This window comes from Frankia sp. CcMO1 (assembly GCF_977945845.1).
Genome location: NZ_CDWTMG010000169.1, coordinates 1 through 10,743 on the forward strand (window position 1 = coordinate 1; position 10,743 = coordinate 10,743).

Genomic DNA, 10,743 nt, shown 5'->3' on the forward strand with positions numbered 1-10,743 from the left:
ATCCAGATCCACACCTCAACAGCACTCGACGGAGATCGTGCACCAGAACCAGCGCGCCGGCGAAGAGCGCGTCGGAGTGAACCCGGAGAGACCCGCGGCGGGAGGCCGAGGCCTGGAGGAGGGGCGGGACGGTCGGAGAGGCGGCACGACGGAGAGCTGGTGGCCGCGGGGTAGATGCCACGGGGCGGGCGGCCAGGGGACACGTGGCTGCGGGACCGGTCGCCGGGTCCGGGGGAACCCGACGGGAGAGTGGGGGGAGGAGCGAAGAGGAGCGGCGCCGTGGAGAGCAACAGTAGGAAGTACACGATCGCCGTCCAGGGCCCGAAGTCCTCACGCCCCCTGGAATCTGGCACCGTGAGAGTGGAATGTCCGGACATGTCATCGTCCACACCATTGCGCCCGTACCCGACAGCCGGGGGCATCCTCATCCCCCGTTAAACGGAGACCCGCCGTCGACGCTCCCCGTGAGCGTGTATACAAATAATCCTCACCACGCTAAACACGCGAGTGTCACCCAGACGAGAGAACCAGCCACCCATCCGGAACCAGAAGATCGAGTATCTTACTCTTGTGTTGACCATGGCGAGGGGGCCGACCGTGACGACAGCTCAGCCGGGAAGTGGACCGACCGTACGTCGGATCCTGCTCGGCTCTCAGCTCCGTCGACTTCGCGAGGAGAAGGGCATCAGCCGGGAAACCGCCGGCTACCACATCCGCGCCTCAGAGTCGAAGATCAGCCGGATGGAGCTTGGCCGCGTCAGCTTCAAAGAACGCGACGTCGCCGACCTGCTGACCTTCTATCAGGTCACGGACGATGCAGAGCGCGCCCCATTGCTGGCCCTTGTCCGGGAGGCGAACGCCGCTGGCTGGTGGCAGAACTTCAACGACGTTCTCCCGTCCTGGTTCCAGCCGTACATCGGTCTGGAGGAGGCGGCCCAGCTCATCCGGACCTACGAGCTCCAGTTCATTCCGGGCCTGTTGCAGACCGAGGACTACGCCCGAGCAATCATCACGCAGGGTAGTGATCACCTACCGGCCGACGTCGTCGAGCGCCGGGTTAACGTGCGGCTCAACCGGCAGAAGCTGCTGTACCGTAAGAACCCGCCACGGCTCTGGATAGTCATCGACGAGGCGGCGCTGCGTCGGCCGATCGGCGGGCCGAAGGTGATGCGGGCCCAGATCGAACACCTCATCACCGCGTCCGAGCTACCGAACCTCACTCTGCAGGTGATGCCGTTCTCCTTCGGCGGCCACGCGGCGGAGGGTGGGGCCTTCACGATCCTCCGCTTCCCCGAAATGGACCCGCCGGACGTGGTCTACCTGGAGCAGCTCACCGGTTCCACCTACCTCGACAAGCGCGAGGACGTCGACCGGTACATGGAGGTGTATAACCGGCTCAGTGTCGACAGCACGACCCCGGGTGACACTCCCGAACTGCTACGGCGCATCATCACCGAGCTCTGAACGCGGTTCGCTCCCAGCTCACCGACCGGCTGCTCCGCCGGCCCGCCGGCCTACTACTCGGCCGGCCTGCCGTTCTGCCGGCCTGCCGGCCCTACTGCTCCGCCATCCCGCCGATCGGCTCGACCCGCCTGGTCGGATCCGTGACCGCGCTCGCCGGCCAGGTCAGCTCCAGGCTGAGACACCGATCGTCCAGCTCCACCGAGACCTCGATCCCGCCCGGGTCCTCTCCCCCGCAGCCGAGCTGCGGGGGCGGCAGGCCCTGCGGCCAGGGCAGCGAGACGAAAACACTGCCGCCGGCCGGCGTCCACAGGACCGTCATAATCGCTCGGCCGCCTGGGACGGCGGCGAGCACCTCCCGCACCTGATCGGCCACCATGGCCCGCACGGGAGCTGGCGCGAGCCGCAGATCGCCGGACAGCTGGATCTGGACGGTCATTCCCGCAGCCTCGGCGTCGGCGACGACCGCGTCGAGGTCCGCCAGCGCCGACGACGGACCACCCCCGGTGATCATGCGACGGACGGCGGCCGCCCGTATCGCGCACCTGCTCCGAACGGCGGCTTCCCGTGGGTCCAGCCAACCGCCCGCGACTCCGTCGAGTAACGGCAGCACCTCCCACCCCACGGTGTGCAACCACTGCGCCCGCTCCCACCTGATCATGGTGAACGCATCCACCTGGGCGGCGACCTCAGCCTCGGCGGCCAGGGCGCGGGCGGTCGTCTCCGCGGTGCCGCGCAGCAGGGGACCCAGCATCGCGGTCACAATCTGCACCCCGCACGCACCGTAGATCAGTACCCCCAGCCGCGCCAGCACCAGCGGTTCGGTGGTACCACGCAGGAACACCGCAACGATCATCATGGCGATCGCGACCAGCAGCGCACCCACCCATTCCCAGAGTGGCCGGGAGGCGGTGATGAACGCTAGGAGCAGGGGAAGCACGAGCAACGGCCAGTCCGCGATCCGGACGATGTCCGCGCCGACGGTGTTCGCTATGCCGGCGACGGCGACGGCGAGGGCCAGGAACAGCAGCACGGCCGCCTCGGGACCGCTGATCGGCCGACTCCGTCCGCGCCGGACGAAGGCGACGGTGAGCGCGGCCACCAGCAGCCACATCGCTCCCGCTCCAGCCATCGTCCGCACCCATCCACCCGTGCCGACCAACGGCACGAGCATGATGATCATCCACAGCCCGACGATCTGCCCGAGCGCCCGGCGCAGCCCGGCGGCATAGGCGTCGCGTAGCTCGGCGGCGATCGCGGCGACGTCCCGACGATCGCCGACCCGCCCGCCGACCCTTCCGCCGACCCGCCCGCCGACCCTTCCGGCCCCGCGATCACCCCGATCGCCGCGATCATCGCTCGGCTGTGGTCGCGTCACGTGCCCCGTCGTCGCGTCCGGGGCGTGCCACTGCAGTTCCACAACGGTGCCCTGCCCCGGGTGCGCGTCGATGCGGGCGGTCCCGGCGACGTCCACCAGCCGTCCGACGATGGACTCGCGCAGCCCGAGCCGGGCGGGGTCGACCCGCTGCGGGTCGAAGCCGCACCCGGCGTCGGACACCGTCACGATGAGCAGGCCCGGGCCACCGCCGAGGAGCAGCGAGGCACGCCGGGTGCCGGAGTGCCGTTCCACGTTGACCAGCGCCTCGCCGACCGCTCCGACGAAGGCCTCCACAACCACGGCCGGGGGCTCACCGGGAGGTTCCCCCGCGACGGCTGGGAGACGCCGGTCCTCGAGGCTGACCTGCAGCCCCCGTCGAGCGGCGTCGCGGACGGCCTCGGCCAACCGATCGCCGATCGGCGGACCGACCTCGTCGTCCCGGTCGAGCAGGCCGCGCACGGCGGTGAGGCTCTGCGCACATCGACGCCGGGTGAGTGCCACGTCCCGTCCCCCGCCCCAGGCGATGCCGGTCAGGGTGTTCAGCACCGTGTCGTGGATGACTCGCTCCCGTTCCCGGCGGTCGCGGGCGACGGCGAGGACCACCGCCTCGCTGCGGTGCCGGGCCACAACGTTCGCCCATCGCTGGTCGGCCGTACGGGCGATCCGGCGCAGTCGACCGATCGCCAGCCCGAGTAGACCGGGAATGATCAGCAGCATGGCGGTTTGAGAGAAGACCCGGGGGTTGTGGCCCCAGCCGCCTACGAGAGTGGCGCCGCACAGCGTCAGGAGCAGGACCGACGCGACGGCCGTCGGAAATGTCCAGACCGTCACGATCCCGGCGTTGATGGGGTCAGGAAGACGAAGTTCCCGCTGTCCCCCACCGAAGCGGGCGGCAACCAGGACGAGGCCGTCAGGGCGAGGACCGTCGACATCGCGACCGTGCTGGTGGTCATCGATCGACGGATCCCGCGTCGCAGGCTGACGACGCAGAAGACGAGACCGCCGATGACCGTCAGCCCCGCGACGGCCATCGCCGCCGGCCTGTGGTCGTACCAGCGCCAGACCGCGACGTAGCACACCGTCAGCAGGACCGCAACCGCCCGCAGAGTAACGAGGACGCGCCCCATGACCTGTTCCAGCGCCTGGTAAGCCCGGCCCAACTCGACGGAGGCTCGGCCCAGCTCGAGCGTGCCCTCCCCGAAGGCGGTCACCGTGCCCGCGGAGGCGGTAGCGGCGGTGCCCGTGGCGGCGGAGGATGCCGGCGCCGCGAGCGGGACCGGCTCCCGCACCCCGGGCGAGGCCGCCTCCCGCCCGTCGGCAGTCACGTCCTGCTCGGCCCGGGGAGGTCGCCCGGACCAGGGTAGGGGCCGACTTCGCACCTCATCATCATGATGGCTCTGTCCCCTCAGCATCGAGGTTCCTGTCGACGACAAGCTTGCGACGGCATAGAGGCCGCGACGGCGTCGAGCAGCGACCCACCGCCGACCGGGCGGGCCGTTGGCAGGCTACCGGCGGCGCCTCGCCTTGGTCCGCAAAGGACCGGCTCGCCTCTCATCCGTCGGACCGCTCATCCGTCGAAAAGGTAACGGGACGGCCCGACCTCCCATTCGGGGGAGCTAGTCACGGTCCAGGGACCGCAGACCGTGCTCAGGTCCCCAAAATTCGCTGACCGAAGAGTCACCGCCACCGCCCGACGGGCCGGAGGAATGCAACGCCGCCGGGACAGCTGTGTCCTAGGCTTGACGACGTGTGGAAAGGCAGCTCTTGAATCCTCCCGCCAGGCCGCCCAGGCCGCCCACGCCGCAGCCGTCACCACCGGCAGGCCCAGTAGCACCGGCAGGCCCAGTAGCACCGGCGGAGCTGTCCGCGCGGCTGACCGGGTTGTCTCCTCGCGACGCCCATCGGCTAGGCCGACGGCTCGCCGAGAGCCGGCGCACCCGCGAGCCCGCCGCGCGCCAGCGGGCCCTACAGGCCATCGCCGCCGAGGTGGACCGGGCGGCGCTGCAGGTGGAGCGGCGCCGGGCCAGCGTCCCGACGCTCGACTACCCCGACATCCTTCCGGTCACCCAGCGCAAGGACGAGATCCTCGCCGCGATCCGGGATCACCAGGTGGTCGTCGTCGCCGGGGAGACCGGGTCCGGCAAGACCACCCAGCTACCGAAGATCTGCCTGGAGCTCGGCCGCGGGATCCGGGCGATGATCGGGCACACCCAGCCGCGCCGAATCGCCGCGCGTACCGTCGCCGACCGCATCGCGGAGGAACTGCGCACCCCGACTCCCCAGGCGGGCGGCGTCGTCGGCTACCAGACCCGGTTCACCGACCAGGTGCACGAGAACACGCTGGTCAAGCTCATGACGGACGGCATCCTGCTGGCCGAGATCTCCTCCGATCGCCAGCTGCGCCGCTATGACACGCTCATCATCGACGAGGCGCACGAACGCAGCCTCAACATCGACTTTATCCTCGGCTACCTGCGGTCGTTGCTCCCCCGCCGGCCGGATCTCAAGATTGTCATCACCTCCGCGACGATCGAGACGGCCCGGTTCTCCGCCCACTTCGAGGACGCCCCGGTCATCGAGGTGTCCGGGCGCACCTATCCGGTCGAGGTCCGCTACCGCCCACTCGTCCCGGCGGCCGACGGACCAGCCGACGGACCGGCCAGCGGATCGGCCAGCGGCCCGGCCGACGGGCGGAGGACCGGCAGGGAGAACGGCGAGGTCGAGCGCGACCAGACCCAGGCCATCAGCGAGGCGGTCGACGAGCTGTGCGCGGAGGGCCCGGGCGACATCCTGGTGTTCCTCAGCGGCGAACGGGAGATCCGCGACACCGCTGAGGCACTCACCCGCGAGCAGCGGCCGAACACCGAGATCGTGCCGCTCTACGCCCGCCTGTCCGCCGGCGAGCAGCACCGGGTGTTCCAGCCGCACACCGGACGGCGGGTGATCCTGGCCACCAACGTCGCCGAGACCTCGCTGACCGTGCCGGGAATCCATTATGTGATCGACCCGGGCACCGCGCGGATCTCCCGCTACAGCCACCGCACCAAGGTGCAGCGGCTGCCCATCGAACCGATCTCACAGGCCTCCGCCAACCAGCGCAAGGGGCGCTGCGGGCGGACCGCCGACGGCATCTGCATCCGCCTCTACAGCGAGGAGGACTTCGCCGGCCGGCCGGAGTTCACCGATCCGGAGAGCCTGCGGACGAACCTGGCCTCGGTCATCCTGCGGATGGCCGACCTCGGCCTCGGCGAGATGGCCACGTTCGGGTTCCTCGATCCACCCGACCCCCGCCAGATCAGCGACGGCGAACTGCTCCTCGCCGAGTTGGGGGCATTCGACGCCACCGCGGCCGATCCCCGCCACCGGATCACTCCCCTCGGCCGGCGGCTGGCGCAGATCCCGGTGGATCCCCGGCTGGCCCGCATGGTGCTCGCCGCCGACGAGCAGGGCTGCCTGCGCGAGGTGCTCGTCATCGCCGCCGCGCTCGCGATCCAGGATCCCCGGGAGCGCCCGGTCGAGCACCAGCAGGCGGCCGACGCCCGCCACGCCCGGTTCGCGGACCCGACCTCGGACTTCCTGGCGTACCTGAACCTGTGGAACTACCTGCGCGACGCCCGCGGCGAGCTGTCGGCCAACCAGTTCCGGCGGATGTGCCGCACGGAGTTCCTCAACTACCTGCGCATCCGGGAATGGCAGGACGTGCACGGCCAGCTCGCCGCGGTGGCCCGCGGCCTGGGGCTCACCCCCCGGGACGACAGCTCCGGCGCGGCCGATCCACGAACCGATCCACGGGCCGTGCACCAGGCCCTGCTGACCGGGCTGCTGTCGCACATCGGTCGTTACGACCCGGAGCGCCGGGAGTACGCTGGCGCCCGCGGCGGCCGCTTCGCGCTCTGGCCGGGCTCCGCCCTGGCCCGGCGGTCGAACCGCGCCGAGCGCACCGGGCCGACAGCCACGTCGGCGGACCCGACAGCCGCGCTGGCGGACCCGGGGGACCCGGCGGGCGAGGACGCGCCGAAGCGGCCGTCCGGACCACCCGCCTGGGTGATGGCCGCCGAGCTGGTGGAGACCTCCCGGCTGTGGGGCCGCACCGCCGCGCGGATCGACCCGGACTGGATCGAGCCGCTCGCCGCCCACCTGGTGCATCGCACGTACAGCGAGCCGCGCTGGTCGCGCCGGCAGGGCGCGGTGCTCGCCGACGAGAAGGTGACCCTGTACGGGGTGACGATCGTCGCCTCCCGGCCGGTCCAGTACAGCCGGGTCGACCCGGCCCTGTGCCGGGAGCTGTTTCTCCGGCACGCGCTGGTCGAGGGTGACTGGCAGACCCGCCACGCCTTCTTCCACGCCAACCGGGAGCTGCTCGCCGACGTCGAGGAGCTGGAGCACCGGGCCCGGCGGCGCGACATCGTCGTCGACGACGAGACGCTGTTCCATTTCTACGACGAGCGCATCCCCGCGGATATCGTGTCCGCCCGGCACTTCGACGCCTGGTGGCGCAAGGCGCGCCGGACGACCCCGGACCTGCTCGACTTCCCGCGCTCAATGCTCGTCTCCGCGGGCGCCGAGGGAATCACCGAGGCCGACTACCCCGACGTCTGGCAGGCGGGCGACCTCGCGCTGCCGCTGAGCTACCAGTTCGAACCGGGCTCGGCGGCCGACGGGGTCACCGTGCACATCCCGCTGGCCGTGCTGAACCAGGTCGGCGCCGAGGGCTTCGAATGGCAGGTGCCGGGGCTGCGCGAGGAGCTCGTCACCGCCCTCATCCGGGCGCTGCCGAAGGCGGTGCGGCGCAGCTTCGTCCCGGCGCCGAACTACGCCAAGGCGGTCCTGGCGAACATCACGCCACGCCAGGTGCCCCTGCTCACCGCGGTGGAACACGAGCTGCGCCGGATGGGCGGGCCGGAGATCCCGCGCGACTCCTGGTCGCTGACGGGTGTGCCGGATTACCTGCGGTTCACCTTCCGGGTGGAGGACGCCGGCGGGCGGGTGCTGGCCGAGGGCAAGGACCTCGACGCCATCAAGGAGCGGCTGCGCCCGAGGACCCGGGAGGCCGTTGCCGCCGCGGCGGACGGCCTCGAGCGGGCCGGCCTGCGGGCGTGGGGGGACCTCGGCACCCTGCCGAAGGTCGTCGAGCTGCGCCGCGGCGGCAACGCGGTAGGCGGCAACGCGGCGGGCGGCCACGTGGTGAAGGCGTTCCCGGCGCTGGTTGACGAGGGCGGTTCGGTCGCGGTGCGGGCCGCCGGCACCGAGGCCGAACAGCGCCAGCTGATGTGGGCCGGCACCCGGCGCCTGGTGCTGCTGGGCGTCCCCTCCCCGGTGCGCGGCCTCAACGCCCGGCTGTCGAACGCCGCGAAGCTGGCCCTGAGCCACAACCCGCACCGCGACGCCGCCGACCTGCTGGACGACTGCGTGCGGGCCGCCGCCGACCGGTTGATCGCCGCGGCCGGCGGGCCCGCCTGGGACGAGGCGGGCTTCACCGCGCTGCTCGCCGCGGTACGCGCGGGGCTGCCCGAGGCCGCCTTCGAGGTGGTCCGCGAGGTTCAGCAGGTGCTCGGCCTCGCCCACGCGGTCGATCTGGCGCTGCGCGAGCTGCGTGCCCCGGCGGTGGCGGCGTCGGTGGCCGACGCGCGCGACCAGCTCACCTCGTTGATCTACCGGGGATTCGCCACCGACACCGGGGCCGACCGGCTGGCGGACCTCGTCCGCTACCTGACCGCGCTGGAACGGCGGCTGGAGCGGCTGCCCCGCGATCCCGGGCGGGACAGGCTCAACACCGCGACCGTCGGGCGCGTCCAGGACGTCTATCGGGAGCTGCTCGCCACCGTCCCCGCCGGCCGGGAGCCGGCGCCCGAGATCCGGCGCCTCCGCTGGATGATCGAGGAGCTGCGGGTGAGCCTGTTCGCGCAGAGCCTGCGCACCCCGTACCCGGTTTCCGAGGAACGCGTCTACCGAGCGATCGACGCCATCCTCGGTTAATCCGTTTCGGTGACTATGCCATGCTGGGACGGTGACCGGCGGGGGGCGATGGGCACGGCGCTCCCGACTGTTTCGTGTCGTACGCGGACGACGGGCGGGCCTGGGCCGAATGGATCGCCGGGACGTTGGAGGATGCCGGCTACCAGGTCCTGCTTGAGTCCTGGGCGCCGGCGGGGACGCACCGAGTGGGGTGGCTGGACCGGGCGGTGAGCCAGGCCCGGCACACGGTCGCGGTGGTCTCCGACGGTTACCTGCGCTCCTCGCCCGCGGTCGCCGAATGGGCGGCGGCGTGGTCGGCCGACCCGACCGGAGGCGAACGCCGGCTGCTGGTGACCAGGGTGGCGGACCGGCCGCTGCCCGGTCTGCTCGGCCAGCTCGTCCCGGTCGACCGCAGCGAGATCGCCGTCCGGGCCAGCCTGCTCGCGGCCCTGCGTGGCGACCGGCCACAGCCGGAACAGCCGCCGGGCTTCCCCGGCCGGCGGGGGATCTTCCCGCCGGAGCTGCCGGCGGTGTGGAACGTGCCGGACCAGCCCGCCCGGTTCGTCGGCCGGACGGCCGCGCTCGCCCGGCTCGACGAGGCGCTGTCCCGCTCGCCGCTGGTCACCGTGACGGGAATCGCGGGGATCGGGAAGACCAGCCTGGTCACCGAGTACGCCCGCCAGCACCGGGCGGATCTCGACGCCGTGTGGTGGGTGCCGGCGGAACGCCCCGAGCTGATCGGCGAGCGGGTGCGCGAGCTCGCCCCGGCGGTGGGCCTACCCGGCCACGCGGAACCGGCCGCCGTGATCGCGAACCTCGGCCGGGCCGACGGCCGCTGGCTGATCGTGCTCGACGACGCTGCCGACGCCGACACGCTGCCGGCCTGGCTGCGGCCCGCCGAACCCGGCCGGCTGCTGCTGACCTCCCGCAACCCCGGCTGGGACCATCTCGGCCCGGTCGTGCCGGGTCGGACCGATGGACCGGGCCGAGTCCGTCACCCTGCTCGCCGGCCGGCTACCCGCCGTCGAACGGACGGTCGCCGACCGGATCGCCGAGCGGCTCGGGGACCACCCGCTCGCCCTCGACCAGGCCGCCCACCGCATCAGCACCGGCCGCACTCCCGCCGAGACCTATCTTCAGGTGTTAATTGACCGGCCGGAGGTCCTCCTGGCGCAGGGGGAGGTGAGCGGACGGCCCGGGGCCACCGCCGCCACCCTCTGGGACGAGCCGATCCGCCGGCTCGACGCCGAGGCACCGGCCGCCGGCCACCTGCTGCGGATCGTCGCGCACGGCGACAACGAACCGATCCCAATCCGGCTGTTCACTGCCGAGCCGAACGCAATCCCCGACTCCGGACTCCGGGCTACGGGCGGCGGCCGGCGACCCGCTCGCCCTCGCCGACACCGTCGGCGCCCTGGAGCGGTACGGCCTGGCCCACCGCGACGCGGACACCGTGACGATGCACCGGCTGGTGCGGGCCGCCGTGCACACCCACACCAGCCCCGACCAGGCCGACGAGATCGTCGCGACCATGACCCGGATGCTGCGCGCGGCCCTGCCCGACGCCGTCACCGCCAACCCGGAAGCCTGGCCCGCCTGGCGGGAGCTACTCCCGCACACGCTCGCCGTGCTCGACGCCACCGACACCGACGTCGACGCCACCGACCCCACCGATGCCGACCGTCTGGAGGCCGACAGTCCGGAGGCCGCCTGGCTGGCGGAACGCTCGGCGGCCTACCTGCTCGGGCAGGGCCGGGCCGACCAGGCCCTCCCCCTCGCGGCCCGCGCCCTGGCCGCCCGCGAGCGGCTCGACGGCCCAGCGCACGTCGACACCCTGGCTTGCCGGGAGACCCTCGCACAGGTGACCCTCGCCGCCGGCCGGATCGACGACGCCGGCCGCCTAGGGTCTGTTTGGGAAGTACGTCCCGGGGTTGGCCGTGGATCTGATG

Annotated in this window: 6 protein-coding genes; 4 read left to right on the plus strand and 2 right to left on the minus strand. The window is 72.3% G+C overall.

Features of this window, described 5'->3' with window-relative positions:
• Window positions 1-597: 597 nt before the first annotated feature.
• Entirely contained in the window at window positions 598-1,464 is an 867-nt protein-coding gene (locus AC08OU_RS17595) for a helix-turn-helix domain-containing protein (RefSeq protein ID WP_476601751.1), read from the plus strand.
• Window positions 1,465-1,555: 91 nt separating this feature from the next.
• Here the strand turns inward: AC08OU_RS17595 and AC08OU_RS17600 are convergent, their stop codons facing one another.
• Window positions 1,556-3,670 carry an ATP-binding protein gene (locus tag AC08OU_RS17600; protein ID WP_476601750.1) on the minus strand — a complete coding sequence of 705 codons (2,115 nt, stop codon included), beginning with the start codon at window positions 3,668-3,670 and terminating at the stop codon, window positions 1,556-1,558.
• Window positions 3,667-4,164: a hypothetical protein gene (locus AC08OU_RS17605; RefSeq protein WP_476601749.1), complete on the minus strand. Its 498-nt coding sequence runs from the start codon at window positions 4,162-4,164 to the stop codon at window positions 3,667-3,669. Before AC08OU_RS17605 ends, AC08OU_RS17600 begins: the two co-directional genes overlap by 4 nt.
• Window positions 4,165-4,720: 556 nt before the next feature.
• Between AC08OU_RS17605 and hrpA the strand changes: the two genes are divergently transcribed.
• The 3 genes from hrpA to AC08OU_RS17620 form a co-directional block, all read left to right on the plus strand.
• The gene (gene hrpA, locus AC08OU_RS17610) at window positions 4,721-8,815 is read left to right on the plus strand and encodes an ATP-dependent RNA helicase HrpA (RefSeq protein ID WP_476605335.1); all 4,095 of its coding nucleotides are present in this window, start codon (window positions 4,721-4,723) and stop codon (window positions 8,813-8,815) included.
• Window positions 8,816-8,889: 74 nt separating this feature from the next.
• Window positions 8,890-9,945, plus strand: a complete 1,056-nt coding sequence (locus AC08OU_RS17615; RefSeq protein ID WP_476605336.1) for a toll/interleukin-1 receptor domain-containing protein — start codon at window positions 8,890-8,892, stop codon at window positions 9,943-9,945.
• 308 nt (window positions 9,946-10,253) lie between these two features.
• Window positions 10,254-10,743, plus strand: a 490-nt coding sequence (locus tag AC08OU_RS17620; RefSeq protein ID WP_476605337.1) for a tetratricopeptide repeat protein, incomplete at its 3' end; no start/stop codon positions are given.